Genomic DNA, 26,105 nt, shown 5'->3' with positions numbered 1-26,105 from the left:
CCCGAGGGCCAGTGCCCGGTGCGTCCCTCGAGACCGCGGCGCGCCGACGGCACCGTGTCGGGCGCGTCCACGGAACCGCGGAGGCCGGCCCCGGGGGACGGGACCGGCTTCGCGCGGGCGGTCAGTCGCCGAGCTGCTCGTCGCCGTAGCGCTCGCGCAGCTCCGGGATCGCCCGCTGCAGGACGTCCGGGTCGCCCTGCGCCGCTGCCGCGACCGCGCCCACCTCGAGGAAGAACCGCTCGAAGCCGGCGGGCGCGAAGACGGCGAGCATCCGGCACTCGCGGTCCTGCTCGTTCGCCCACCGGTTCCAGCCGCCCTCGGGCAGGCGGACGAGCGTCCCCGGCCCCGCGACGACCTCGCGGCCCTCGGCGCCGAGCCAGTACCGCAGCTCGCCCTCGAGGACGTAGACGGCGGTGTCCTCCCGGGTCTGGCGGTGCAGGACCGGCGGCGGGCTGAACCGCGGCGGAACGCGGTACTCGACCATCGAGAACCCCAGACCGTCGGCGGCGCCGAGCTTGATCTCGACCTCCGGCGCCCGGCCGCCGGTGCGGGGGCCGAGCTCCCCCTCGCCGGGCCCGACGATCCCCGCCGTCGGCCGTCCCTCGCGCTGCGCGGACATCAGCGGACCTTCAGCGTGCGGGAGCCCTCGAGGCGCTCGTGACCCTTGCCCGACACCGTGACGCTGACCAGCGCGTTGCCGCGGCCCTTCAGCGCCCGCAGCGCCCGCTTCGACGCCTTCGACAGCCGGACGGTCACGGTGCCGGCGTGCTTGGTGGTCGTGCTTCCCGTGGCGATCGTCGTCCGGCCCGAGCTCACCCGGACCGCGACGCGCCCGGCGCCGCCGGTGGCGATCCGCACGGTCGCGCGGCCGCGGCGCAGCTTCGCCGTCGAGAGCGTCGCGACCCGCACGGTCACCGAGGACCTCGTGCCGGTCGTGCCGCCCTTGCCGCCGCCGGACCCGGAGCCGCCGCCGGACCCGGAGCCGCCGCCGGACCCGGATGCGCCGCTGCCACCGCTGCCGCCGCCCGATCCGGGCGTCGTCCCGGACCCGGGCGTCGTCGCGTCGTAGCGGGCCGCGGGCGGGTTCGCGGGACCCCAGTCCGGCTCGCTGCCCCCGGCCGCGAGCACGACCGACGGACCGGTGATCTCGCAGTGGTTCGGGCCGAAGCCGGCGAACCGCAGCGTCTCGATCCCGTCGGAGTCGTGGAACGCCACCGCCGTGCTGTCGGGGGACCACGACGGGTCGCTGAAGGCGCTGTCGGCCCCGGTGTTGCAGGCCGGGACGGGGTCCGGCGGCGGGTTCTGGGTCTTCACGTCGCCGCTCACGGACGAGAACAGGAGGTTCGCCTTGGCGCCGTAGTCGGAAACGAACACGAGCCGCTGCCCGTCGCGGGAGACCTCGCCGTCGGCGACGTCCTTCGCCGGCCGCGGGATCCACCGGGTGAAGGACGAGTCCCCGCCGCCGGCCAGGTCGTCGATCGAGACGCCGGTGCCGAAGCCGCCGAAGACGACCGTGCGGTCGTTCGTGATCCACTCGGGGTCCGAGACCGAGAACTGCTCGCCGAACAGCGACTGCGGTGACGCCTCGGTGACGTTCGCGTAGGTGTAGAACGTCGACCGCTGGACGGTGCCGCAGGTGGAGCCGTCGGGGCACGAGTTCGCGACGTAGGAGTACGCGATCCTCGATCCGTCGGGCGAGAACGAGAGCTGCACCGGCCGGGCCGCGAACGTGCCGCCGTCGCCCGAGCGGGCCGGTTGCGTCGTGATCGTCCGCAGCGGCCGGCCGTCGGCGGCGAGGACCTGGATCGGCCCGAGCCCCTTGACCGCGGCGATCGTGCCGTCGTCGGCCTGGGTCGGCGAGTGCCAGTCGCCGCCGTCGGTGAGACGCACCTTGTGGGCTCCGTCGGCTGAGCTCGACCAGACGTTGCCGCCGTCGACGTAGACGATCGAGTCGGCGGAGGCGACCCCGGCGCCGGCGAGGACGGCGGTGGTCGCGAGGACGCCGACCGACAGGGTGCGGCGGCGGATGGAGGTGCGGGAGGTGGCAGGCATGGTGGGCTCCGTTCGGGAGGGGGTGGGTGCTGCTGACGTCCGGCACCGTCTCCCGACCCGCTTGGAGCCCACTGGGGCGGGCGCTTGGAACGTCCGCGGAGGAGCCCCGCGCTACGGCGCCGCCGCCCAGACCTCCCATTCCGCCCAGTCCTCCGCACGCTCGCCGCGGGCGGGGCCGATCTCCTGGCGGGACGCGTACTCCAGCGCGCGCTCCAGTCGGTCGTCGTGCGCGGTCGCCCAGCCGGGCAGGGCGCGCAGCGCGGGGGCGCAGGGCGTCCCGGACCCAGGTCGCGTCCTTGGCGACCGTCACCGGGACGACCGCGAGGCCGTCGCCGTCGTCGAGCGTGAGGATCGTCAGGTCCGACCAGATCCCCGCGAGCTCGAACTTCGAGCAGCCCGCCGAGGTGCACCGACTCGGTGCGGGCATCGAGGCGCGTGCGCGTGAGCACGTCCGCGTCGAGGACCGGCGGCCACGTCGAACGCGGCGCCCGCGAGCGGTCCGACGGGGCGAGCAGGTGGCGGTACTTGATGGGCCCCGTCCCGGTCGCGACGTGGAAGACGAACAGCCCGAAGTCGCCGTCCTCCCACGACCACGGCTCGTCCGCGGTGAAGTCGACGAGGTCGAACGCCAGCTCCTCCCGCGTCGGGCCGCGGCGCGGGTACGTCGCGGTGGCGGACGCACCGTGCCGGTCGGTCACGGAGAAGCGGATCCGTCCCCCGTCGTCGCGGTGCCGGACCGTCGCGGTCGTGAGGTCGAAGGACGCCCCGCGCCACTCGAGGTGCAGCCGGTCGTCCACGAGCCCGACCGTCGCCGGGGAGCCGTCGATCGTGCCGCCGTGCCCGGGCTCCATCCCGGCGGAGGCTAGTCCAGGAGTCGTCCGGCCCGGCCGCGCCCGGTGCTGCCCCCGAAGGACGTCACGCCTGCACGCGCGCGCAGTCGCGTCGCTCGAGGCCGAGCGGCTCGAACTCCCAGCCCGGGGCGCCGAGCACCCGGCGGAAGCTCCGGGGGCCGAACGCCTCGGCGATGCGGTCGTCGTCACCGGACTCCAGCGCCTGCAGCCGGTCGTCGTAGCCGGACGCCCGGTCGTCGGCCAGCCGGAGGGCCGTGCGCCACGCCGCCGCGTCCGGGACGTCCGCGGTCGGGACCGCGCGCAGGTCGGCAGCGGTCCGACGCCACTCGTCGCGGACCGCGCGGACCGCGTCCTTCTGCGCGTCGGTCACCGCGACGCGCTCCTTCTCCCGGACGCGGAGGACGACCTCCAGACCGGTCCGGAGCGCGGCCTCGAAGCCCCCGACGCGGCGGCGGTCGACGATGCGCGTGCAGGTCGTGGCCGCCGCCGTGACGAACGTCCGGTGTCGCGGATCGGGGCCCGGCTCGTCGCCGACGCGGGCGCAGTCGCGGTCGGCGAGGCCGAGACGTTCGAGGGCCTCCCGGTCCGGCGAGGGGAAGCCCCCCGCCCGGATGTCGGCCGTCGGCGGCCAGGTCGACGACTTCGCCGCCTCGATCCGCGCCGCGTAGACGTCGATGCGTCCCTGGATGCCGGTGAGGACGGCCTTCCAGTCCGGGACGTCCGACGCGGCGGCGAGCCGGTCGCGGTCGGCGGCGAGGGCGTCGCGGGAGGCCGACAGCGCGTTCCGCCACGCCGATCGCCGCTGCTCTCCCGGATCACCGGCGCTCTTCCGGACCGCCGCGGAGACCAGGGCCAACGACGCGTCGTTCGCGGCCTGGAAGACCTTCCGGTCGCGGTCGTTGAGGAGCGCCGTGCACGTCAGGGCGAGCCGCGCCGTCCGGTCGGCGGCACCCGTCGTCGTGGTCGGGCCGGCGCCGCCCGTCGTGGTCGGGCCGGCGCCGCCCGTCGTCGCGACGCCGCCCGTGGTGGTCGAGCCGGCACCGGTCGTCGACGCGGGTCGTTCGTCGTCGCCCCCGCAGCCGCCGGCGGCGAGGGTCGCGGTGACGAGCAGCGGGAGCAGGACGGCGGGACGAGCGGGGGCGCGCACACCGCTATTCAAGCGGGAGCGCGCCATCCGCGTGGCGGTGCGACGACGGGCCGGGGACGAGGCGGACCGCGGCGGCCAGGGCCGCGGTCCGCCGGGGCCTCAGCGCCCCGGGTGCGCCTGCTCGAACGCCTTCGTCGCCGCGACGCCGATGTCCGGGTTGTCCGTGAAGACCGCGTCGACGCCCTGGTCGAGGAACGCCGTGATGTAGCCGGCGAGGTCGCCGATGCCCGCCGGGTCCGTGCTCGAGCGGCGCTCCAGCGGGAGGAACGAGTTCTCGCGGCGGAACGTGTAGACGACGACCGGCAGGCCGGCGGCGTGGGCGTCCTTGACGAACGACGTCGGCGCGAGCGAGGCGCCGGTCGCCGGGTCGCGCGGGATCACGTAGTCGGTGTTCGGCGACACGGCGTCGGCGTACTTCGCGACGTCCTTCAGGCCGGCCGGCGTGGCGATGTCGCCGTACGTCGTGGTGCCGCCCGCGGCGACGACGTCGGCCGGCTTCGCGGCCTTCGCGTCGAGGAGCTGGACGGTGTGGACCTTCGACTCGCGGCGCAGCTGCTTGAGGTTCGAGACCTCGAACGACTGCACGATGACCGGCGCGCGACGGTCGTCGAGACGGTTCTTCCGCAGCGTCTTCAGGACCGCGGACTCCTCGTTGATCCCGACCGAGCGGAAGTACGTCGAGTGCTTGATCTCGGGCACGATGCCGATCGTCCGGCCGGTCTTCCGGCTCGCGTCCCGGGCGATGTCGATGACCTCCTGGAACGTCGGCACCTGGTACTTGCCGTCGTAGGCGGTGTTCGCCGGGCGGATCGCGGGGAGGCGCTCCTTGGCGCGCAGCGTGCGGAGCTCCTTCAGCGTGAAGTCCTCGGTGAACCAGCCGGTGATCTTCGTGCCGTCGACCGTCTTCGTGGTCTTGCGGTCGGCGAACTCGGGGCGCGTCGCGACGTCGGTCGTGCCACCGATCTCGTTCTCGTGCCGGTCGACGAGCTGGCCGTCCTTCGTGGCCACGAGGTCGGGCTCGATGAAGTCGGCGCCCTGCTGGATCGCCAGGCGGTACGCCTCGGCCGTGTGCTCGGGGCGGTAGCCGCTGGCACCGCGGTGGGCGTAGACGACGCGGTCCTTCGCGCTGCCGAAGTTCGGGGCGCTGCGCTCCCACGGGCGGGCGGGTGACGGGTGGCCGCCGCCGGGACCGCCCGGGTGGCCGCCCGGTCCGCCCGGGTGGCCGGGCGCGCCGTGGTGGCCGCCGCCGGGCTTCCCGTGGCCGGGCCCGCCGTGGGCCTGCGCCGCGGTCGGGACGGCGAGGCCGGCGAGGAGGGCGCCGGCGGCCAGCGCGGTGCGGGCGCGGCTGCGGACGTGCAGGGGGATGGTTGCGATGGGGATCACCCGACCATCCAATCGGCGCCCCGACGCCCTGGTGTGTCCGCGCCGTGAAGGCGCTCCGACCGGTGCGACGTTCACGTCGCCACGCGACGCCAACGCAGAACCCGCCGCGCCCCGAACGCGGCCACGCCGACCGGTTCGACGTTCACGTCGCAACGCGACGACAACGCAGAACCGACCTGCGCCCGCACGCGACCGCGCGGCCATCCGCCGCCTCGCGACCGCACGCGCCCGGAACGCGCGCTACCCCGCCTCGGCCCGCCACTCCATGAAGCGCCGCAGCGTCTCGTCCTCCTCCGCGGGCGTCCGGGGCGCCGCGCCGCGGGCGACGACGCCGCGATCGCCGTCGACCGACAGGACGTCGCCCTCGGTCACCGGGACGCCCTCGACCTCCGCGGACCGGCCGTCGGCGGCGACGCGGACCTCGCCGACCCCGCACACCGCCGCGCGGCCCATCCCGCGCGCGACGACCGCGGCGTGCGAGGTCCGCCCGCCCCGGCCGGTGACGACGCCGACCGACGCGATCACGCCGGGCAGGTCGACGGGCGACGTCGTCGGACGGACGAGGATCACGTCGTGACCCTCGTCGCCGAGCGCCTGGGCTCGGCCGGCGTCGAAGGCCGCCAGGCCGACGACGGCCCCCGGCGACGCCGCCAGGCCGCGGGCGAGGACGACGTCCTCGGGGTGCTCGTCCGCGAAGACCGGGGCGCGGGCGGCGGCGAGCTGCTCGTCGTCGACCCGGCCGATGGCCTCGGCGCGGTCGATCAGCCCGGCGTCGCACAGCTCGACGGCCAGGCGCACCGCGGCACGCCCGGAGCGCTGCCCCACGCGGGTCTGCAGCACGTGGAGACGCCCGGACTCGATCGTGAACTCGACGTCGCAGAGGTCGCGGGCGTCCTGCTCGAGCAACGCGAAGACGTCGAGCAGCTGCGCGTGCACGTCGGGCAGGCGCTCGCCGATCACCGTCAGCGGCTCGGTGTCGTGCTCGCCGGAGACGACGTCCTCGCCCTGGGCGCGAAAGAGGAAGTCGCCGAACGCGCCGGCCGCACCGGTGGACGGGTCGCGGGTGAAGCCGACGCCCGAGCCCGACCGGTCGTCGCGGTTGCCGAAGACCATGAGCTGCACGACGACGGCGGTGCCCAGCTCGTCGTCGATCCCCTTGTGCCGGCGGTACGCCTTGGCACGCCGACTGTCCCACGACGAGAAGACGGCGGCGATCGCCTCGGTCAGCTGTCCCCGGGCGTCGGGGAACGGCGCACCGGACTCCTGCTCGATCAGCCCGAGCAGGGTGTCGCAGCGCTCCTGCGCGCCGGCGCCCGGCGGCAGGTCGAGCAGCGCGTCCTCGACGATCCCGGAGCCGATCCCGCGGACGGTGCGGGCGAAGCCGTCCAGGAGCCGCTCCAGCGACGAGGTCGCGAACCGCGCGTCCGACATCTGCGCGGCCGCGGCCCGGGTCAGGCCGACGTTCAGGATCGTGTCCATCATCCCCGGCATCGACACCGGGGCGCCGGAGCGCACCGAGACGAGCAGCGGGTCGGCGTCGTCTCCGAAGCGGCGGCCGGCCGCGGCTTCGAGCGCCGCGATGCGCGCGTCGACCTCGGCCCGCAGGGACGCCGGCAGCGCCCCGGTCGCCCGGTGTTCCCGGCCGCACGGCGTCCCGATGACGAACGCCGGCGGCACCGGCAGCCCGAGCGCCACCATCTCCGCCAGACCGGCGCCCTTGCCGCCGAGGATCGCGCGGTCCGTCGTCCCGGGGTCGGCGATGTCGTGGGTCCAGACCGTCCCGGTGGCGGGCATCAGTAGCTCCCCTCCTCCTCGCGGGAGATCCCCTGCGTCTGCAGGTAGTCCTCGTGGCACTCCATCCAGATCGTGTGCACCGAGTCGACTCGCGGGCTGACGACGTAGTCGAGGTCGCCGTCCTCCGCACGCCCGAGGGCCTCGGACAGGCGCGGCCGGTAGGCGGCGAAGCGCGGGAGGATCGCGGCGGTCCGGCGCAGCACCGGGTCGACGCGCTCGACGATGTCCGCGAGGTCTGCGAGGAGCGCGAAGCGCTCGTCCTCCCCCGCGGTCTGCCACCGCGACGACAGCGCCTTCAGCGGGGTGTTGGCGGCGAGGAAGCGCTCGTAGATCGGCTTCAACGCCTCCCGGTCGAGCGTCCCGCGCTCGGCGGCGAGCTGCTCGTCGTGGCGGGCGTGCCCGTCGGGCGTCAGCATCCACCCGGCCTTCGTCCGGACCACGAGCCCGCGGTCGACGAGCGCGTCGGCGTCCTCCCCGACGTCGGGGGCGGACCCGCGCAGCGCGAGCATGTGGAGCACGCTCGTCGTCGGGTCGTCGAGGCCGCGCTGGGCGGCGGGATCGGGGGCGTTCATGGTCTCGCTCTCTGTGGTGCCGGTGGTCCGGGACCCACCGTCTTCGCTCGCGCACCCCGCGGCTACGGCGCGGCCGACAACCCGGCCGCGACCGTCCTGTCCGGAACCGCCCAGCCCGAACGTTCTCCCTGCAGCCCGTCACCCCGGTTTATCGTCGGATGCCATGACCGTGCGCTCCGAGGGACAAGGCCCGGGGGCGTCCGGGACCGCCGAGCTCGACGTCCCCGAGCTCGTGCAGCGCCTCGCGCGCGACCTCCTGCCGCGGATCGGGGAGCTGGCCGACCGCGTCGTCGACGACGTCGTCACCGCGGTGCCCGAGCTCGCGCCGTCCGGGTCCGACGAGGAGCTCGTCGCGATCCGCGAGAGCACCGAGCAGAACGTCGGGGCGATCCTGTCGATGCTGGCGTTCGGCGTGGTGCCCGGGGCCGCGGAGCCCCCGGTGGGCACGATCAAGGTGATCCGCCAGGCGGTCGCGGGCGGCGGCGACCTCGTGACGATGCTCCGCGGGTTCCGCATGGGCCACCGCGCGGTGTCGGCGCTGTGGCTCGAGCATCTCGGCGACGCGGAGCTCGGCGACCGGGAGCGCCACGAGGTCGTGCGGTACTCGTCGGAGCGCCTGTTCACGTACTTCGACGGGGTCTCGGAGCAGATGGCCGAGCGGTACCGGCAGGAGTACCCCGACGGCGGGGTGCGGGGCGGCACGTCGCGACGGCAGGCCCTCGACGACCTCCTCACCGGGGACGACCCCGACGTCGACGCCGCCAGCCTCTCGCTGGGCTACGACGTGCGCTTGCACCACCTCGGCGTCGTCGTCACCCTGCTGGACCACGGGGCGGACCCGCGCGCCGCGATCGAGCGGCTCGCGACCGCGGCCGGTGCGACGGCGGTCCTCACGCAGACGATCGTCCCGGGATCGACCTGGGCGTGGCTCGGCGCCCCGGCCCCGTTCACGCTGGAGCAGGTCGATGCGCTCGCGGCGCTGACCGTCGACGGGCTCCGGGTCGGGGTCGGCGACGACGGGCGCGGCCCCGCCGGGTTCCGCCTGACCCACGAGCAGGCCCGGGACGCCGAGCGGTACGCGCGCGCCGGGGCGGGGTCGGCCGGCCACGTGCACCCGCACCGCCGCGTCGAGCTCGCCGGCCTGCTGTGCGCCGACCCGACCCGGGCGCGGCGGCTGGCCGAGGCCCGCCTCGGCGCGCTGGCCGTCCGGGAGGAGGCGACCGACCGTCTGCGCGAGACGCTCCGGACCTACCTCGCCTGCGGGCGCAACAAGGCCCGGACCGGCGAGGTGCTCCACGTGCACCAGAAGACCGTCGCGTACCGGCTGGTCCGGGTCGAGACGCTCCTGGGTGGCCCGCTGCCGGACGACTGCGGCGAGCTCGAGGCCGCGCTCCTGATCGACCGCACCCTCGACTGCACCTGAGGAGCACACCCCTTATCCGCGACGTCCGATCGGTCGCGTTCCGGGCGGCGGGAGGAAGGCGCGGTTGGCGGGAGCGGCAGCCGGGTCCGACGATCGTTGTCCCCCGGCTTGTAGCTGCGCGCACCCTCCGGCTCGGAGGATCGGCACAGCGGACCCGCACCGGGTCCGGAGACCGAGGAGTCAGCATGGGGCAGTTGGACGGGTACCGGAAGGTCGGCACGGGCCAGAACGTGTTCGAGGCCGAGCCGGTCGAGGGACCGCTGAAGTGGCTCGAGACGCCGCAGGACGTCATCGACTTCGTCAACGGCGACGACGTCGAGGAGACGATCGTGCTCTCGCGCGGCGGGACCACGACGTTCATGGCGCCGGCGCTCTCGAGCGGCGCGCTGGGCCTGATCACGCTGCAGGGCGGCCCGCAGAGCCACCTCGGGATCGTCTCGCGCGAGTTCGGCATCCCCTGCGTCATGTCGGTCGCGTTCACCGAGGGCGTCGAGCTCCCGACCGGCGAGACCGTCCCGGCCGACGGGTCGATCGTCCGCCTGGAGTCGACCACGACCCCGAACGCCGACGTCTACGTCAAGGAGGGCTGATCGCCATGGGCGAGGCCGAAGACGCAGCCGCGGCGTTCCAGCCGTTCCTCGAGCAGTACCTGGCCGAGGTCCCCGGCGGGGCCGCGGGCGACCGGAAGATCCGGGAGCGGATCACGACGCCGTTCATGGACATCACGGCGGAGGACGTCCGCCTGGACTCCCTGACCGACGAGCAGATCGACGGGTGGCAGCAGTACGCCGCCTGGAACCTCTGGGAGCTGATCGCCAACCGCTCGACCGAGGGCGAGTCGGGCCTGATCCCGCGCCAGGAGTACGAGACCTGCGCGTTCGTGCAGCACTGGTCGGTCTACCCGCGGATCATGCGCACGATCACCGAGGCGATCGGCGTCGACGGCGTGATCGAGCTCGGCCGCACCGCGCACCGCGAGGTCGGCACGAAGCTCAACGTCACCCGGAACTGGGCGACGCCGATGGTCGCGATGCTCGGCCGCGGCATCGTGGCGAAGCTGGGCCTGGAGGAGCCGGGCGCGCGCCGCGAGGACCTCGAGGAGGTCATCAAGTTCGCCCGCCGCCTGCAGTTCGGGACGTGGGGCGAGGGGTGCGGCTTCGTGTCCGGCCGCGGGTTCGTCAGCCCGGCGCTCGACGCCGACGTGCTCGCACGCTTGGCGGTCGACCTCGACCCGCTCGCGGACCCCGACGTCCGCAAGGCGTTCCGCCGCTTCAACGGGGCGACCGAGCTGTTCGGCTTCCTCCTGCACTACGACAACCGCGCCGCGATGTGCGACACGGGCCCCTACCCCCAGGAGGACGGCGGGTTCATCATCGTCCGCGACCACATCCTCCACGAGCGCGCGTACGAGTGGGGTGCATGCGCCGAGGGCCTGCCCTACGCGGTCACGGAGATCCTGTCCTTCAAGCCGGGCACCGACCCGCTCGAGGTCACGATCAACGACATCTCCACGACGTTCACGAAGCCGGCCGACTACCTCAAGCACCTGGACGCGGTCGCCGTCTACGCCCGTGACGAGCAGGAGACGCCGATGGAGGGCCTGCGTCGCCTCGGTCCCGACGAGCAGCTCGCGATCGCGAAGCAGTGCTCGACGACGATGCTGTCGCTCTACCAGACGATCGCGGACAAGGACCGCGACCAGAAGATCAAGGACGGCGTGCAGGTCTACGCCTACGAGATGATCATGCCGATCGCCCAGCGCGCCGGAGTCTGGGACGACGTCAAGCCCCAGGTCGACGAGCTGTCCGAGCTGACCCTGCAGGCGTGGCCGACCCTCTGTGGCGGCGGCGCGGCAGAGGTCCTGCCGCCCGTGTTCCTCCTCGGTGAGGGCTTCCCGCTGCTCTCGAAGGTGTCGTCGTGAGCCCCGTCGTCGCGATGGACCCGGCGGACGACGCCCGGCACCCGCTCGAGCACAAGCCCGACGCGCGCGAGTCGCTCGCGTTCGTCGTCGGGATCCCCGAGGCCGAGGTCGCCTTCATCGCCTACACGTGGGTGAACGACGCCTCGCAGGCCGGGAGCGCGCTGGCGGTCTTCGGCCCCGGCGTCGGCGGCGACCCGATCTTCGAGGTCGTCGACGGCATCGACGTGCCGCGGGACATGGGCTTCGACGCGTGGCAGGTCGGGGCGATCACGGTCCGCCACGGCAAGCCGCTGGTCGAGGCGTCGATCGACTTCGCCGGCGAGGCCGCGTCCGTCTCCTACACGTTCGAGGGCATGCACGAGGCGTACAACTACGGCCAGGCGCCGGGCGGCTGCCCGTGGTACCTCGCCGACGACCGGTTCGAGCAGTCCGGGTGGGTGAAGGGCGTGCTCCGGATCGGCGACCGCGAGATCCCGTTCGAGCAGACCGGGCACCGCGACCACTCCTGGGGCACCCGCAACTGGGGCGCGATCCAGCACTGGAAGTGGATCTGGGCGCAGACGCCGGACGGCACCGCCGTGCACGCGATCGAGACCTTCGGGCTCGGCAAGCGCGAGGTCCTCGGGTACGTCCACAAGGACGGCGTGATCGCCGAGGTCGTGGGTCTCGAGGACGACGCCTACGACCTGGACCCGCGGATCATGCACTCCGAGTACCGGGGCGTCCTGATCGACGACGCGGGCCGCCGGACCGCGATGACCTACCGAGGACACTCGAACTTCGTCTTCCCGGTGAGCGCGAACTGCACGATGCACGAGGTCGCCATGGTCGCCACGATCGACGGCGTCGACGGCATCGGGCACGTCGAGATGGGCTGGCCGAGGCAGTACCTCGAGGATGCCCAGGCCGACGCCGGGATCACGGCGCACTACGCGCGGTAGTCGCCGGACGGACGTGATCGGCGGCGTCCTGCCGCCGGCCGCGGCCCGTACCCGGGCCGCGGTCGCTCAGCCCGCGGTCTGCAGCTCGCGCGGGACGCGCTCGCGGAGGCGGTCCCGCAGGTCGCGGACCTCGCGGTCGTCCGGCGCGAGCTCGAGCGCGCGGTCGGCGGCGGCCAGCGCGTCCGTCGTGCGGTCGGTGCGCGCCAGCGCGTGGGCGTAGCGGGACCACGCCCGTGCCCGCAGCGCCGGGGTGATGCCCGCCGGCGGATCCTCGCCGTCCTCGACGTCCGTGCCGGCCTCGTCGCCGTCGGCGCGCGTGCGGCCGGCGGCGTCGGCCAGCTGCGTGGCGTGCAGGCAGGCGTCGACCTGCCGGCCGATGTCGCCCGCGAGGTGCGCGGCGAGCGCGAGGTCGAGCAGCCCCTCGACGGTCGGGTCGAGCGCCATGCCGCGCTCGAGGGCCTCGAGCGCGCCGTGGCGGTCGTGCAGGCGCAGCCGCAGCCGACCCAGGCGGGCCCACGCGGCACCGTCCGACGGCGTCAGGCGGACGACGCGCGCGGCGGACTCCTCGGCCTGGAGGTTGGCGCCCTGGGCCTCGTAGATCCGGGCCGCGAAGCGGTGCGGCGCCGGCCGCTCGCCCTCGGCGCGCAGCCAGTCGCGGACGGCGCGTGCGGCGGCGGGGAGGTCGTCGGCCTGGAGCAGCGCGACGGTCAGCATCCGCAGGACCGCGGCGTTGCCCGGGTCGGCGTCGCGGGCGTAGAGCAGCCGCTTGGCCGCGACCCCGAACTCGCCCTCCGCCATCGCGTGCTGCGCGGCCGTCATGAACCGCTGGACGCGCTCGGCGCCGGGGTCGGGCTTGCTGAAGTCGACGAACTGCAGCGTGCCGGCCGGGACCGTCCGGACGCCCAGGTGGAACGACACGCGGGCGAACTGGAGGATCTCGTCGCCCTCGCCCGTGAAGTACACGCCGGTGACGTTGCCGACGCCCCACTCCGGGTACGACACGCAGCGGGCGTACCGGTGGACGACCGAGTGGTCCGGGGTCCGGCTGCCGAACGGGTCGTGCTTCGCGCGGTCGCGGGTCTGCTGTTCCGCCTCGTAGGCACGGCGGCCGGCCTCCTCGCGGGCCGCACGGGCGGCGGCGGCGTTGACCTTGACGGCGGTCGCGGTGACCTCGCCGCCGTGCGAGTCCTCGGCGAGGCGCTCCAACCGGTCGGCGGCCTCGTTGATGCCCTTGAGGTGGCGCTCGTGCTCGAACTGCTTGCCGGGCGGGGCCAGGTCGGGGTGCCAGCGCTTGGCGAGCGAGCGCCGCGCCTGCTGCACGTCGCGCTTGCCGAACGGCGGGCGCAGTTCGAGCAGTCCGAGCGCGTGCTCGATGTCGAAGACGGAACCGGCCACTGCACCCAGAGTACCGCGCGGAGCACCGCGGCTTCACGGGTTCGTCACGCTGGCGCACGGGGCGACGAGGTGCTACGGCGACGATGGGCGGCCGGGCCCTCCGTCGTCCTGCGGGCCATCTCGAACGCACCTACGCCGCACCGGATCCGCCGTCCGGGACGCACGATCCGCGGATCCACTTGCAAAACATCTAATAGTTGATCTACTTTCTAGCAATGAGCACGACCGCCCCCGCCCCGACCACCCTCGACCACGCGTTCGACGCGCTCCTGGAGGCGGCCGACCGCGTCGCGCTCGAGCTCCGGTCGACGGCCGCGGAGCGCGACCGCGGCAACGCCGCGCCGCGTGCGGAGATCGAGCTCCTCCGACGCCACGACCTGCTCCAGGCCCAGGAGCCGGTCGAGTACGGCGGCGCCGGCCTGACGTTCGCCCAGGCCGCACAGCTCGTCCGCCGGATCGCCCGCGGCGACACCTCGATCGCCCACCTCCTCGGGTACCACTACGCGCAGACCCGCGTGGCGCAGCTCTTCGGCACGCCCGAGCAGGCCGACGCGATCTCGCGGACGAACGCGGCCGAGCGGACGTTCTGGGGCGGCGTGCAGAACCCGCGCGGCGGCTCGGCGCTCGTGCTCACGCAGGACGGCGACGGGTACCGCCTGAACGGCTCGCGGACGTTCGCGTCGGGCGCGAGCCTCGGCGACCACCTGTCGATCACGGTCGAGCTGGAGGGCGAGCTCGCCTTCGTGTCGCTGCCGTCGGACACGCCCGGCGCCGCGTTCTCGCGCCCCGGGTTCGTCGCCCGCGACGACTGGGACAACGTCGGCCAGCGCCTGACCGACTCCGGCGGCGTCGAGTTCCACGACGTCCGCGTCGAGCGCTCCGAGATCCTCGGCGCGGTCGTGCCGGGCGAGGAGGGCTACCCGGCCGGCGCCGCACCGTCGGCGTACCAGACCCTCGTGACGCCGCACTGGCAGCTGGCGTTCGTGAACTTCTACGTCGGCACGGCCGAGGGCGCGATCGACGAGGCCCAGCAGTGGGCGCGCGCGAACGGCTCGGCGTGGGAGACCTCGGGCGTCGAGGTCGCCACCGACGACGCCTACGTCCTGGAGCACCTGGGCGAGATCGTCACCGAGGTCCGCGCGGCCGCGCTGCTCGCCGACCGCGCCGGGGAGGCCCTGCAGGCGGCGCTCGACGTCGGCCCGGAGCTCACGGACGAGGCGCGCGCCGAGGCCGCGGTCGCGGTCTACGAGGCGAAGGTCCTGAGCACGAAGGTCGCGCTCTCGGCCACGAGTCGCCTATTCGAGATCCAGGGCGCCCGCGCGACGACGACCGCCTACGGCTTCGACCGCCACTGGCGCAATGTCCGCACGCACACGGTCCACGACCCGGTCGCCTACAAGGCCCGCGAGGTCGGCGACTGGTCGCTGAACCGCCGCGCGCCGGAGTTCTCGCTCTACCGCTGATCCGCTTCAGCGGCCGCGCCCCGTGCGCCGGCCGCCCCGTCTTGGTGCCCGTCCGCTCCGTCTCTCTCCTCGGGTCGGGCACCGGGGCCCGGACCCTCGGCGCGGGGCACCGCGACACCGGGGGACCGGGCCGGCAGGGGCCTTGCACGCCCCACGCCAGTTCGCGCGCCCGGCCCCGCCGGGCGCGCGGCATTCCCGGAGGGCCGTCAGCGCGCCCCGCGCGCGAGGGCGGCGATGCCCTCGACCTCCGCGCCGATCAGGAGCCCGGCGTCGAGCCCCATGTCGCCGAGCGCGCCGGAGAACTCGAGCCCGACGACCCCGTGGATGCGCGTCCACGCGAGGACGCCGAGGCGGAGGACGGCGACGTCGGGCGGCGCCTGGGCGTCGGTCGCGCCCGGGGCGTCGGTCGCGGTCCCGCCGGTCGCGGCGCGGGCCGCCGCCCAGCGGCGGAGCTCGACGTCGAGCTGACCCCCGGGGCCCGCCGCGGCGGCGACGCGGCCGCCGCGACGCGCGGTGGGGGCGCCGGGCGCCTCTGCCGCGCCGCCCCCCGGGACCGACGCCTCACCACCCACGACCCCGCCCTCCGCCGCCACCGCCCCGATCGCCTCGAGCAGGACCACCATCGAGCCCTGGATCGCGGCGAGCGCCTCGTCGGGGTCGCCGTAGCCCTCGGGCCGGAGGCCGAAGAGCAGGCCGTAGAGGTGCCGGTGCCGGAGCGCCCAGTCCCGGTACGCGTCGCCGATCGCGAGGAGCCGGCGCGCGGGCCGGCGGCGCGCTGCGGCCGAGGCGGCCTCCTCGAGCGTGCGGGTCAGGTCGCCGTAGCCGTCGATGATCAGCGCCGCCAGCACCGCGTCGCGGGAGGCGAAGTAGCGGTACACGGCCGGGCCGGACATCCCCATCGCCTTGCCGATGGCGTTCAGCGACAGCGCCTGCGGCCCGCCGTCGGCCAGCTGGTCGAGCGCGTGGCGCTTGATCTCGTCGAGCGTCTGCCGGCGCACGCGGTCGCGGCGGGTCTCCGTGGGCTCCGGCACGGCGCGATCGTAACAGCACCTCATTTTTGTTCTAGTTCATCACTTATGTTAGAACTTCTAACATGATTGACGCCGCGTCCTCCCCCACCCTCGAGATCGAGCTGCCGGCCGCCGGCGAGCCGGAGACCCTCCGCCCCCGGGAGCGCGACCTCCTTGCCCCCGCCGCCGGCCAGGCCGTCGTCCGCGTCGAGGCGACCGGGGTGTCGTTCGCCGAGCAGCAGATGCGCCTGGGCAAGTACTACGACCAGCCCGCGTTCCCGTTCGTGCCCGGCTACGACCTCGTCGGGATCGTCGAGGCCGTCGGCCCCGCCTCGGGCCCCGGTGGCACCCCCGCCGACACCGTGCTCGACGCGACGGCCGCCGCGACCGGCGGTGCCGGGACACCCGTCGCCGTCGGCGACCGCGTCGCCGCGCTGACGAAGACCGGCGGCTGGGCCGAGCGGGTCCTGCTCGACGTGCGGGACCTCGTCCCCGTCCCCGACGGTGTGGGTCCCGAGGCCGCGGAGACCGCGGTCGTCAACGGCCTGACCGCGTGGCGGATGCTCCACCGGACCGCACGCGTGCGGTCCGGCGACACGATCGTCGTCCTCGGCGCGGCCGGGGGCGTCGGGTCGCTCCTCGTGCAGCTCGCGGTCGCCGCCGGCGCGACCGTCGTCGGCGTCGTCGGCGCGAAGCAGCTGGATCGCGTCCGGGAGCTCGGGGCGATCGCCGTCGACCACCGGGCCGAGGACGTCCCGGCGCGGGTCCGCGAGCTCGCCCCCGACGGCGTGGCGGCGGTCTTCGACCACGTGGGCGGCGACGGGATCGTCGACTCGTGGCGGATGCTCGGCCGCGGCGGGACGCTCGTCTCGTACGGCAGCGCGTCGACGAAGGACGTGCCCGGGAACCCGCGGCTGCCGATCCTGCGGCTGCTCGGCCGGATCCTCCTCTGGAAGGTCCTGCCCAACGGCCGGGACGCGCACTTCTTCGACCTGTGGGCGGGGAGGCGTCGGAAGCCCGAGGTCTACCGCGCCGCCGTGCGCGAGGACCTCGGGCGTGTGTTCGCCCTGCTGCGGGACGGCGCGCTGGAGGCGCAGATCGCCGCGCGGTTCCCCCTGACGGAGGCCGCGGCGGCGATGCGCCTGGCCGAGGCCGGTGGCCTGACCGGCAAGGTGCTGCTGCTGCCGGAGGGCTGAGCCTGACCGGCGGGCCCTACGCCTGGCTCTCGACCCGGCGGCGCAGGCGCTCGAGCCGGGCGTCCCACCGACCACTCGTCTCGGCCATCCACGCGACCGCGTCGTCGAGGCTCCCCGGCGCCGCACGGAAGCGGGTCTCGCGCCCCTCGCGGGTCGCGACGACGAGCCCCGCGTCGGCGAGGGCACGCAGGTGCTTGGCGATCGCCTGCCGGCTCATGCCGAGATCGGTGGTGAGCGCGGTCGCGGTGACCGTGGCGTCGTCGCCCGACAGGCGGCGCAGGACCTCGCGCCGCGTCGGGTCGGCGAGCGCCCCGAAGACCGCGCCGACGTCCGGGGCGGTGCGGGACGAGCGGCGCGCCGTCGGGGCCGGCCGGACCCCGCCCGACGATGCCGAGCGCGTGCCACCGTCCGCGGGCGCGGCGCTCACCGGACGCCGGCGAGCGCGAGGGCGCCCGCGTGCACCACCGGACCACCGGCGTGCGCATCGCCACCCGGACCGGCCACCGCGAGGACGCGCTCCGCGGCCGGCGCGACGAGCGACAGCACGGCGACGGGGACCTCCAGGACGACCACGCGCGTGCGATCCCCGCCGACGGGCTCGAGCCCGATCTCGACGAGGCTCGGCCGGTCGCCGACGTCCTGCCAGCGCAGGCCGAGCCGGCGACCGGGGACGACCTCCTCGATCGTCACGGGCCGCTCCGGGCCGCCGTCGTCGCGGACCGTGCCCTCCGCGCCGGGGCGGAGCTCGACGTCGACCTCGTCGGCGAGCCAGCCGCCCAGGGCGCCGTCGCCCTCGAACTGCGCCCACACCTCGTCGGGCGTGGCGTCGAGGACGACCTCGCGCCGGACGGCCTCGAGCTCGGGGAACGGCTCGGCGAGGAGCTCGTCGTGCTCGCTGTCGGGTTCGGGGTGGGGCGCCACGGGTCCTCCGGTCGATCGCTTCGGGGGAAGCCTACACGCAACGCTGAAGTTGCGTGTATGGTCGACCCTCGACGCGCAACCAATCAGTTGCGTGAACCAGCACCGACCGAAAGAGCCACCATGCCCCTCGTCCCCATGGTCATCGAGCAGAGCGCCCGCGGAGAGCGCTCGTTCGACGTCTACTCCCGACTCCTCAACGACCGGACGATCTTCCTCGGCACCGAGATCAACAGCGAGGTCGCGAACCTCGTCGTGGCGCAGCTGCTGCACCTCGAGGCCGTCGACGACGAGAAGGACATCCACGTCTACGTCAACTGCCCCGGCGGCGAGGTCTACGCGGGCCTCGCGATCTACGACGCCATGCGGTACGTCCGCTGCGACGTCACGACCGTCTGCTGCGGGATCGCGATGTCGATGGGCTCGATCATCCTGGCCGGCGGGACCGCAGGGAAGCGCGCGGCGCTGCCCAACGCGCGGCTGATGATCCACCAGCCCTCCGGCGGCTTCCGCGGCCAGGCCACCGACATCGAGATCCACGCCCGCGAGGCCCTGTTCCTCCGCGAGCGGCTCGAGCAGATCTACGTCGACCACACCGGCCAGGACCGCGAGCAGATCAACCGCGACCTCGAGCGCGACCGCTTCATGACCCCCGACGAGGCCCGCGGCTACGGCCTCATCGACCACGTCATCGAGCAGCGGGGCGGGGGCTCGCGGAAGCGCACGCCGGCGCTGGCGTGATGGCGATGTCGGAGGCGGGACGCGGACGGGGGGGTGGCCGGAGTCGGGGCGGTCCGCGCGCGGCGCGACGGTCGCCGATGGTCGGATACCGACCGGAAGTGACCTCCGCCCCACCCGCGACGGCCCGCGCGCCGCGCGACGGTCACCGATGGTCGGATACCGACCAGAGATGACCCTCGTCCCCGTCCCCGGCGCCCCCGCCAGGAGCGCCCCGGCACCCCATCTCAGTCCGCCGCGACCGGCGCGGCGGGCGTCACGGCGTCCGTCGACCGGCGCACCGGGCGGTCGCGCAGGGCGTGCTCCGGGTGCGCCGCGTCGAGGTACCAGCCGAACGCGCGGTCGATGAACCACTGCGGCGACACGAGCCGGAAGCCGAGCGTCAACAGGCGCGGCGGGATCCGGGGCAGCACGCGCTGCAGCAGGAGCAGCTTGCGGAAGAACGGCGCGCGCGTCTTCGAGAACGCGGCGTAGGCGACGAGCGCCTCGTCCCGGGTCTGCGCGCCGTCGAGGACCTTCGCGATCTCGCGCGCGGCCTGGACGCCGAAGAGGAACGCGGTGCGGATGCCCTCGCCGGAGACCGGGATGCAGTGTCCGGCGGAGTCGCCGCAGAAGAAGACGTCGTCCTCGGCCGCCGGGCGCAGCTTGTGCGGGAACCAGTTGCCCTGGTACCGGACGGCCTCGACGTCGAGGCGACGCGCGACCTCCCGCGTCGGCTCCTTGACGTGGTGGTGCGGGTCGTACGAGCCGACGCCGACCCGCGACTCCTCGCCGGCCGGGACCCGCCAGGCGTAGCCGCGCGGCACGACCGAGCGGTCGACCCAGCAGTCCAGCGCGTCGTCCTGCGTGGCCGGATCGACGTGCGGGTGGACCTCCAACCCGCGCGACAGGGGCGCGTCCGGCGGCTGGTAGTGCGGGGTCGCGAGCGTCCGGCGCCAGCCCAGCGCGTCGACGACGAGCGGGGCGGAGACGTCGCCGCGGTCGGTGTGGACCACGTGACCGTCGGCGGTGCGCGTGCGGCCCTGGATCTTCGCGGTGAGGAACCGGGCCTCTCCCGCCTGCGCCCACAGCTCGTGGCAGAGCGTGCGGTAGTCGAAGCTCGTCCACGTCCACGGGAGCCGGTACCGGGCGCTGCCGTGCGGGGTCGTGAACGACATGTACGGCAGCTCCGCGCGCCGGGCCTCGTGGACGCCGAGCGCGTCGAGCCACGGCGTCGGCACCGCGCAGGCGGAGGTCTGGCGCTCGCCGATCTCGTAGCGATCGAGGACGAGGACGTCGTGGCCGAGCCCGGCGAGCTCGCGGGCGACGGCCAGGCCGGCGAACGACGCCCCGCAGACGAGGACGTCGCAGCGGTCGCCGTCGATCGACGTCCGCTCGGCACCGCGGAGCGTGGCGCGCTTGGGGCTCATGTCCCCAAACTACCCGCGGGGACGCCGGACGGATGCACCCGGGCCGCCCCCGTCCCAGGGATCCCCGGGACGACGTTGGGGGGTTCCCCGATGTGCGGCGGGTCGTCGTCGTCCAGATTCGCCGCATGACGACGACCGCTGCACCGACCGCGACCACCCTCCCGCCCGACGACGGCCACCCCCGCCGGGTCGCCGTCGACGGCGGCGGCGAGGTCCTCACGTTCCTGGAGACCGCGGAGGAGACCGGTGGCGCCCGCACGCGGGTCGCCGTCGAGCTCGCGCCCGGGTCCGGTACTCCGCCGCACACCCACACGACCTACCTCGAGCGCTTCGACATCCTCGAGGGAACGCTCACCGTCGAGGTCGACGGCCGGTCGCAGGAGCTCCGGACCGGCGCGGTCGCGGAGGTCCCGATCGGCGTCGTCCACCGCTTCGTCAACGCCTCCGGTCGGCCGGTCCGCTTCCGGGTGACGCTGGAGCCCGCCTCGCGGGGGTTCGAGGAGATGCAGCAGATCGGCGCCGGGCTGGCGGCCGAGGGCGCCGTCCGCGGGCACCTGCCGAAGGACCTCCGCCACCTCGGGCTGCTGCTGCGCTCGAGCGACATCCGGCTCGCGGGGCGGTTGCGCCTGCTGACGCCGGTGTTGTGGGTCGCGGCGGCGATCGGGCGACGTCAGGGCGTCGACCGCCGCCTGCGCGAGCGGTACGTGCGCTGGTAGCGGGCCCGGGAACGCCGGATCCCCTGCCCGCACCGGGTCCCGCACACGGATTCCGTGGGCACCCCGGTACCGTTCAGCCCATGAGCACGCAGTTCGTCTTCTCGATGTACCAGCTGACCAAGGTGCATCCCCCGGACAAGACGGTGTTCAAGGACCTGTCCCTGTCCTTCCTCCCCGGCGCCAAGATCGGCGTGCTCGGCATCAACGGCTCGGGCAAGTCGTCCCTGCTCAAGATCATGTCCGGGCAGGACACGGACTTCGACGGCGAGGCCACGCTGCTGGCCGGCGCCTCGGTCGGGATCCTCGAGCAGGAGCCGAATCTCGACGAGCAGAAGACGGTCCACGAGAACGTCATGGAGGGCCTGAAGGAGCTGAAGGGCCTCGTCGACAAGTTCAACGAGCTGGCGATGAACTACTCGGACGAGACGGCCGCGGAGTTCGCTCGGCTGCAGGCCGAGATCGACGCCGCCGACGCGTGGGACCTCGACGCCAAGGTCGAGTACGCGATGGACGCGCTGCGCTGCCCGCCCGGCGACTGGAACGTCGTCGACCTCTCCGGTGGCGAGAAGCGCCGCGTGGCGCTCGCCCGCCTGCTGCTCTCGGCCCCCGACCTGCTGCTGCTGGACGAGCCGACCAACCACCTCGACGCCGAGTCGGTCGCGTGGCTGGAGCGCCACCTCGAGGCCTACAAGGGCACCGTCGTCGCCGTCACCCACGATCGCTACTTCCTCGACAACGTCGCCGGGTGGATCCTGGAGCTCGACCGCGGCCGGGGCATCCCGTTCGAGGGCAACTACTCGGGCTGGCTCGACAACAAGGCCAAGCGCATGGCCCAGGAGAAGCGCACCGACGTGGCCCGCCAGAAGCGGATCAACGAGGAGCTCGAGTGGTCGCGCAAGAACCCGAAGGGCCGTCAGACGAAGCAGAAGGCCCGTCTGAACAACCTCGACGAGCTGATGAAGGAGCAGTCGGCGATGCGCCTGGACGAGACGCGCATCACGATCCCGCCGGGCCCGCGGCTCGGTGACACCGTCATCGAGGCGAAGGGGCTCTCGAAGGGCTTCGGCGACAAGCTCCTGTTCGAGGACCTCTCGTTCACGCTGCCCCCGGGCGGCATGGTCGGCGTGATCGGCCCCAACGGCGCGGGCAAGTCGACGCTGTTCAAGCTCCTGACCGGCCTCGAGCAACCCGACGCCGGGACGATCAAGCTCGGCGAGACCGTCGACCTCTCCTACGTCGACCAGTCGCGCGACAACCTCGACCCGGACAACAACGTCTGGGAGGAGATCTCGGAGAAGCTCGACTACGTCCAGGTCGGCGACCGCGAGATGAACTCCCGTCAGTACGTGGCGTCGTTCAACTTCAAGAAGGGCGACCAGCAGAAGAAGGTCGGCTCGCTCTCCGGCGGTGAGCGCAACCGCGTCCACCTCGCCAAGCTCCTGCGCCGCGGCGGCAACCTGCTGCTGCTGGACGAGCCGACCAACGACCTCGACACCGAGACGCTCCAGGCGCTCGAGGAGGGCCTCCTCGCGTTCCCGGGCTGCGCCGTCGTGATCTCCCACGATCGCTGGTTCCTGGACCGCATCGCCACGCACATCCTCGCGTTCGAGGGCAACTCGACCGCGACGTGGTTCGAGGGCAACCTCCAGGCGTACGAGTCGTACCGCCGGGACCAGCTCGGCGACGAGGCCGACCGCCCGCACCGCCTGACGTACAAGAAGCTCGCGCGCTGATGGTGGGTCTCGGCCGGGCCAGCGGTCCGGCCGAGACCCACCCGGCACGCCCGGCGGCCGCGGCGGCCGGGTCCGCCCGTGGACCGACGCCGGCCCGGCCGAGACGGCCGTAGCAGGGGCGACAGCGCACAGCCCGGCGAGGGCCCCGGCCCGCCGGGGTACGATCGGGTGATGCCCGGCGAGGCCGCCCCCGGTCGCGATCCCCGCGATCCCGTCCCGATCAGGGCTTCCGACGCCGAGCGCGAGCACGTCATGGACCTGCTGCGCGACGCGGCGTCCGAGGGACGCCTGACGTTCGAGGAGCTCGCCGACCGGATCGCCGCGGCCGGCACCGCCCGGACGCGGGACGAGCTCGCAGCGCTCACCGCCGACCTCCCCGGCCCGACGCCGCAGGACCCCGCCCCGCCACCGGACGGCTGGTCGGACCCGATCGTCGCGACCACCCGCGGCGCGGCGGCCCGCGCGCCCGAACGCTGCACCGCGATCCTCGGCGACCTGCGGCAGGCCGGCCCGTGGCGCGTCCCGTACGTCGGGCGCTGGTCGACGGTGTTCGGCGACATCGACCTCGACCTGCGCGAGGCCGTCGTCGCCCACTCCCGGATCCACCTCGAGGCCTCCAGCGTCTTCGGGGACGTCACGCTGCTCGTCCCCCAGGGCGTCCTCGTCGACGTCCGTGCGCGGACCGGCTTCGGGAAGGTCCGGCAGGAGGCCGGGCAGAGCGCACCGCCGGGCGCCCCGGTCGTCGAGCTCACCGGGTTCACGTGGTTCGGCGACGTCCGCATCCGGGCCAAGCGCCTGCGCGAGCACCTCGCCGACCTCTTCCGCGGACGGCTGGGCGCCTAGCCGACCGAGCCGATGGCCGTCTCCGTCATCCGGCGGAGGCCTTTCGTCGAGGGGCGGGCGGCGACCCGCCCGACGTTCGTGGAGGGGGTGTCCCGTCCACCCCTGGAGTGCCCGCCACGCCCGATCGTCGCCGGTACGGTTGCTCCCATGACACCGTCCCGAACCCGCCCATCACGTCCCGTCCGGTCCGCCGTCGCGGCCGCTGCGCTGCTCGCCGCCCTCGTCGTCCCGGCCACCGCGGGAGCCACGACGACCGTGTCCTCGGTCGCCGTCACCAACGGCGACGCCGTGGTCGACAAGCCCCTGGTGTTCCGCGCGACGGGGCAGATCACGTCGACGAGCTCAGGGGTCGTGCGGGTCGAGATCAACGCGCCGGGCATCGCCTGCGCGCCGACGGTGGGGACGAACGACGGGGTGTACGCCAAGGACACCTCGGTGTCGGCCGCCGAGCTCGCGGCGGGGGCGAGCTTCACGGGCGACAGCATCGCCACCGCCGGGACGTACACCCTGTGCGTCTACGCGGCCGACGGCTACAGCTCGAGCACCCCGCTCCAGTCCGCGGCCTCGGGGCCGCTCACGGTCCGCGAGCCCCAGGTGTCCCTCGCGATGTCCTTCCCGCCGCAGGTGAAGGCGGACGTGAAGGTCCCCCTGACGCTCACGACCTTCGCCGAGGTCAGCCGCCGGGTGAACGTCGAGCTGAACGTCGGCGGCGTCCCGTGCGGACCGAACCAGTCGGCGAACCAGCAGTACTCGGCCCCGGTCTACAACCAGGACGTCCTCGGTGGGCCGACGACCACGACGGTCAACGTCGACACCCCGGGGACGAACGGCTCGTACCACCTCTGCGGGTACCTGGCGCGGTCGACCGACGACGCCACGCCGCTGCAGGTCGTCGACTCCGGACCGTTCACCGTCGGCCCGATCCCGGTGCCGAAGTGCACGATCTCCCCGTCGAGGCTCAGCGCGAAGGGCAGCGTCACGGTCTCCTGCAACGCCCTCGTGACCGGACAGATCGCGATCGTTGCCACCCGCGGCAAGAAGGTCACGACCGTGACCCGCACGATCGTGCGCGGCAGGGCGAAGGCCAGCGCGAAGAAGCTCCACCTCGCCAGGGGGACGACGCGGATCGCGGTCGTGTACCAGAGTAAGAAGCTCACGTCGAAGGCCGTCAAGCGACGCTGAGCCGATCCTTAGGCGTAGGCCGCCGCCGACCGGGTACAGATTTGACGAGGGCGAATCGGGCGACGATCCCGTCGCGCGGCGCCCGACCCACACGACCCGAGGGACGATCACATGAGCGGGAACACCGACAAGCTCAAGGGCAAGGTCAAGGAGACGGCTGGCGCCGCCACCGACGACGACCAGCTCCGCGCCGAGGGCAAGGCCGACCAGAACGCCGGCAAGCTCAAGGACAAGGTCGAGGGCGCGATCGACGCCGTGAAGGACAAGGTCACCGGCAAGTAGTCCCGTTCCGCGCGCCTCGACCCTGCACCGCGGGGTCCGGGTGCCGATCCGACCGGGTCCCGGTCCGCCCCGTCCCGACGGGCGGGGCCGGACGACCCGCACCGGCCCGTCGTCCCCCGAGGACGGCGGGCCGTCGTCGTCCACGGGGCCGGCGGGGCGGACGCCCGTCGGTCACCCGGCGGTCGCGCCGGCCGCTCCCCCGCCGCTGATCAGCGGTGCGGCGCCACGGCTTCCCGCACCTCGGCGGCCAGGTCCCGTCGCGCCGCCCGGCCCTCGGCGGTCGGCAGCAGCGGATAGACGTGCAGCAGGCCCGGCCGTTCGTGCGAGCGCACCGCGACGCCGGCGCTCCCCGCCGCGGCGACGAGCAGCCGCGCGTCCGGGTTCATGATGTCGTGCGTCCCGCTCCAGACGCTGAGCGGACCGAGCCCCGAGAGGTCGTTCAGCAGCGGGCTGACGCGCGGGTCCTCGAGCGGCAGGTCCCCCCGCCAGAGGTCCGCGAGCACGCGGCCGCCCGGGACGGCGAGCCAGGGGTCGTGCGGCTGGACGGCGTCGATCTCGGGGTTCGAGAACGTCAGGTCGACCGCCGGGGAGATCAGCACCGTCCGGGCCGGGGCGGCGTCGCCCCGGTCACGCAGGACCATCGCCGCCGACAACGCGATCTGCCCGCCGGCCGAGTCGCCGCCGACCACCGCCCGACCGCGGGCGGCCTGCTCGCGGAGGACGAGGTCGGCGATCCACGGGACGACCTCCGCGGCCGTCCCGAACGGCACGAGCGGGTAGATCGGGACGGTCACCGCGACCCCGGCCTCCGCGGCGAGCGCGGCGACGAGGCGCCAGTGCTGGACGGCGATCTCGCTGACCCAGCCGCCACCGTGGACGTAGACCACGCCGCCCACGGGCACGCGGTCGCGCGGCGTCACGACGTAGACCGGTCGGCCCTGGTGACGCTCGGCGGTGATCGCGACGTCGCGCCGCAGCCGGGAGGGCGGGGCGAAGCTCGTCGGTCGCACCGCGCGCTCGAGCACGCGGGCCCGTGCGCCCTCCGCCGTCAGGTACGTCCGGTTGCGCCCCGTGGCGCGGATGACGGCGGTGACGAGACGGGCCGACGGACTGGGCATCCGGGCAGACCGTAATGG

Annotated in this window: 24 protein-coding genes; 12 read left to right on the top strand and 12 right to left on the bottom strand. The window is 74.3% G+C overall.

The window, feature by feature from the left end:
* Window positions 1-121: 121 nt before the first annotated feature.
* The 6 genes from PATMI_RS29225 to PATMI_RS34400 form a co-directional block, all read right to left on the bottom strand.
* Window positions 122-619, bottom strand: a complete 498-nt coding sequence (locus PATMI_RS29225; protein ID WP_051471373.1) for a cupin domain-containing protein — start codon at window positions 617-619, stop codon at window positions 122-124.
* Complete coding sequence (locus PATMI_RS0110975) at window positions 619-2,052, bottom strand: TolB-like translocation protein (protein WP_026910925.1); 1,434 nt, start codon at window positions 2,050-2,052, stop codon at window positions 619-621. The genes PATMI_RS29225 and PATMI_RS0110975 overlap by 1 nt, the downstream gene beginning before the upstream one ends.
* A gap of 915 nt (window positions 2,053-2,967) precedes the next feature.
* Window positions 2,968-4,050, bottom strand: coding sequence for a hypothetical protein (locus PATMI_RS0110965; protein ID WP_026910924.1), 1,083 nt, complete (start codon window positions 4,048-4,050; stop codon window positions 2,968-2,970).
* Window positions 4,051-4,149: 99 nt separating this feature from the next.
* Window positions 4,150-5,433, bottom strand: coding sequence for a glycerophosphodiester phosphodiesterase (locus PATMI_RS0110960; protein ID WP_245604147.1), 1,284 nt, complete (start codon window positions 5,431-5,433; stop codon window positions 4,150-4,152).
* A 240-nt stretch (window positions 5,434-5,673) separates the two neighbouring features.
* Window positions 5,674-7,227: a pyruvate, phosphate dikinase gene (locus tag PATMI_RS29220; RefSeq protein ID WP_051471371.1), complete on the bottom strand. Its 1,554-nt coding sequence runs from the start codon at window positions 7,225-7,227 to the stop codon at window positions 5,674-5,676.
* Entirely contained in the window at window positions 7,227-7,799 is a 573-nt protein-coding gene (locus tag PATMI_RS34400; protein ID WP_051471369.1) for a hypothetical protein, read from the bottom strand. Before PATMI_RS34400 ends, PATMI_RS29220 begins: the two co-directional genes overlap by 1 nt.
* Before the next feature lie 163 nt (window positions 7,800-7,962).
* Here PATMI_RS34400 and PATMI_RS29210 point away from each other — a divergent pair, with 163 nt between their 5' ends.
* The 4 genes from PATMI_RS29210 to PATMI_RS0110930 all read left to right on the top strand — a co-directional run bounded on the left by PATMI_RS29210 (window position 7,963) and on the right by PATMI_RS0110930 (window position 12,084).
* Window positions 7,963-9,222, top strand: a complete 1,260-nt coding sequence (locus PATMI_RS29210) for a PucR family transcriptional regulator (RefSeq protein ID WP_051471366.1) — start codon at window positions 7,963-7,965, stop codon at window positions 9,220-9,222.
* A gap of 185 nt (window positions 9,223-9,407) precedes the next feature.
* Window positions 9,408-9,812, top strand: coding sequence for a PEP-utilizing enzyme (locus PATMI_RS0110940; RefSeq protein WP_036725697.1), 405 nt, complete (start codon window positions 9,408-9,410; stop codon window positions 9,810-9,812).
* Window positions 9,813-9,817: 5 nt separating this feature from the next.
* Window positions 9,818-11,143 carry a hypothetical protein gene (locus tag PATMI_RS29205; RefSeq protein ID WP_051471365.1) on the top strand — a complete coding sequence of 442 codons (1,326 nt, stop codon included), beginning with the start codon at window positions 9,818-9,820 and terminating at the stop codon, window positions 11,141-11,143.
* The gene (locus tag PATMI_RS0110930; protein ID WP_026910921.1) at window positions 11,140-12,084 is read left to right on the top strand and encodes a DUF7064 domain-containing protein; all 945 of its coding nucleotides are present in this window, start codon (window positions 11,140-11,142) and stop codon (window positions 12,082-12,084) included. Before PATMI_RS29205 ends, PATMI_RS0110930 begins: the two co-directional genes overlap by 4 nt.
* Before the next feature lie 66 nt (window positions 12,085-12,150).
* On the opposite strand, the gene PATMI_RS0110925 is transcribed toward PATMI_RS0110930, so the two are convergent.
* Window positions 12,151-13,479 (bottom strand): J domain-containing protein, encoded by a 1,329-nt coding sequence (locus PATMI_RS0110925; RefSeq protein ID WP_026910920.1) that lies wholly within the window; start codon window positions 13,477-13,479, stop codon window positions 12,151-12,153.
* Between the two features lie 215 nt (window positions 13,480-13,694).
* On the opposite strand from PATMI_RS0110925, the gene PATMI_RS0110920 reads away from it, so the two are divergent.
* Window positions 13,695-14,942 (top strand): acyl-CoA dehydrogenase family protein, encoded by a 1,248-nt coding sequence (locus tag PATMI_RS0110920; RefSeq protein WP_036725694.1) that lies wholly within the window; start codon window positions 13,695-13,697, stop codon window positions 14,940-14,942.
* Between the two features lie 206 nt (window positions 14,943-15,148).
* Here the strand turns inward: PATMI_RS0110920 and PATMI_RS29200 are convergent, their stop codons facing one another.
* Window positions 15,149-15,973 carry a TetR/AcrR family transcriptional regulator gene (locus PATMI_RS29200; RefSeq protein ID WP_051471364.1) on the bottom strand — a complete coding sequence of 275 codons (825 nt, stop codon included), beginning with the start codon at window positions 15,971-15,973 and terminating at the stop codon, window positions 15,149-15,151.
* A 62-nt stretch (window positions 15,974-16,035) separates the two neighbouring features.
* On the opposite strand from PATMI_RS29200, the gene PATMI_RS0110910 reads away from it, so the two are divergent.
* Entirely contained in the window at window positions 16,036-17,148 is a 1,113-nt protein-coding gene (locus tag PATMI_RS0110910; protein WP_026910918.1) for a medium chain dehydrogenase/reductase family protein, read from the top strand.
* A gap of 16 nt (window positions 17,149-17,164) precedes the next feature.
* Here PATMI_RS0110910 and PATMI_RS29195 read toward each other — a convergent pair whose 3' ends face one another.
* The gene (locus tag PATMI_RS29195) at window positions 17,165-17,575 is read right to left on the bottom strand and encodes an ArsR/SmtB family transcription factor (RefSeq protein WP_084269863.1); all 411 of its coding nucleotides are present in this window, start codon (window positions 17,573-17,575) and stop codon (window positions 17,165-17,167) included.
* The gene (locus PATMI_RS37385; RefSeq protein WP_026910917.1) at window positions 17,572-18,069 is read right to left on the bottom strand and encodes an SRPBCC family protein; all 498 of its coding nucleotides are present in this window, start codon (window positions 18,067-18,069) and stop codon (window positions 17,572-17,574) included. The genes PATMI_RS29195 and PATMI_RS37385 overlap by 4 nt, the downstream gene beginning before the upstream one ends.
* A gap of 120 nt (window positions 18,070-18,189) precedes the next feature.
* Between PATMI_RS37385 and PATMI_RS0110895 the strand changes: the two genes are divergently transcribed.
* Window positions 18,190-18,807, top strand: coding sequence for an ATP-dependent Clp protease proteolytic subunit (locus PATMI_RS0110895; protein ID WP_051471363.1), 618 nt, complete (start codon window positions 18,190-18,192; stop codon window positions 18,805-18,807).
* Window positions 18,808-19,031: 224 nt separating this feature from the next.
* Here the strand turns inward: PATMI_RS0110895 and PATMI_RS29190 are convergent, their stop codons facing one another.
* A complete protein-coding gene (locus PATMI_RS29190) occupies window positions 19,032-20,213 on the bottom strand; it encodes an NAD(P)/FAD-dependent oxidoreductase (protein ID WP_051471361.1) in 1,182 nt (393 codons plus the stop codon).
* Between the two features lie 125 nt (window positions 20,214-20,338).
* Between PATMI_RS29190 and PATMI_RS34395 the strand changes: the two genes are divergently transcribed.
* The 5 genes from PATMI_RS34395 (at window position 20,339) to PATMI_RS35865 (ending at window position 24,969) form a co-directional block, all read left to right on the top strand.
* Window positions 20,339-20,929, top strand: coding sequence for a cupin domain-containing protein (locus PATMI_RS34395; RefSeq protein WP_169738354.1), 591 nt, complete (start codon window positions 20,339-20,341; stop codon window positions 20,927-20,929).
* Window positions 20,930-21,009: 80 nt separating this feature from the next.
* Complete coding sequence (gene ettA, locus PATMI_RS0110880) at window positions 21,010-22,662, top strand: energy-dependent translational throttle protein EttA (protein WP_026910915.1); 1,653 nt, start codon at window positions 21,010-21,012, stop codon at window positions 22,660-22,662.
* 171 nt (window positions 22,663-22,833) lie between these two features.
* Window positions 22,834-23,505 (top strand): DUF1707 SHOCT-like domain-containing protein, encoded by a 672-nt coding sequence (locus PATMI_RS29180; protein WP_051471358.1) that lies wholly within the window; start codon window positions 22,834-22,836, stop codon window positions 23,503-23,505.
* A 147-nt stretch (window positions 23,506-23,652) separates the two neighbouring features.
* A complete protein-coding gene (locus PATMI_RS0110870) occupies window positions 23,653-24,687 on the top strand; it encodes a hypothetical protein (protein WP_026910914.1) in 1,035 nt (344 codons plus the stop codon).
* 111 nt (window positions 24,688-24,798) lie between these two features.
* On the top strand, window positions 24,799-24,969 hold the full coding sequence (locus tag PATMI_RS35865) for a CsbD family protein (protein WP_084269861.1): 171 nt from the start codon (window positions 24,799-24,801) through the stop codon (window positions 24,967-24,969).
* A gap of 209 nt (window positions 24,970-25,178) precedes the next feature.
* Here PATMI_RS35865 and PATMI_RS0110860 read toward each other — a convergent pair whose 3' ends face one another.
* Window positions 25,179-26,087, bottom strand: coding sequence for an alpha/beta hydrolase fold domain-containing protein (locus PATMI_RS0110860; RefSeq protein ID WP_026910913.1), 909 nt, complete (start codon window positions 26,085-26,087; stop codon window positions 25,179-25,181).
* Window positions 26,088-26,105 lie beyond the last annotated feature (18 nt).

Origin of the sequence: Patulibacter minatonensis DSM 18081 (assembly GCF_000519325.1) — a bacterium.
GTDB lineage: Bacteria > Actinomycetota > Thermoleophilia > Solirubrobacterales > Solirubrobacteraceae > Patulibacter > Patulibacter minatonensis.
Note: the sequence above shows the minus strand (reverse complement) of the source record. Positions and strands in the feature narration are given on the sequence as shown.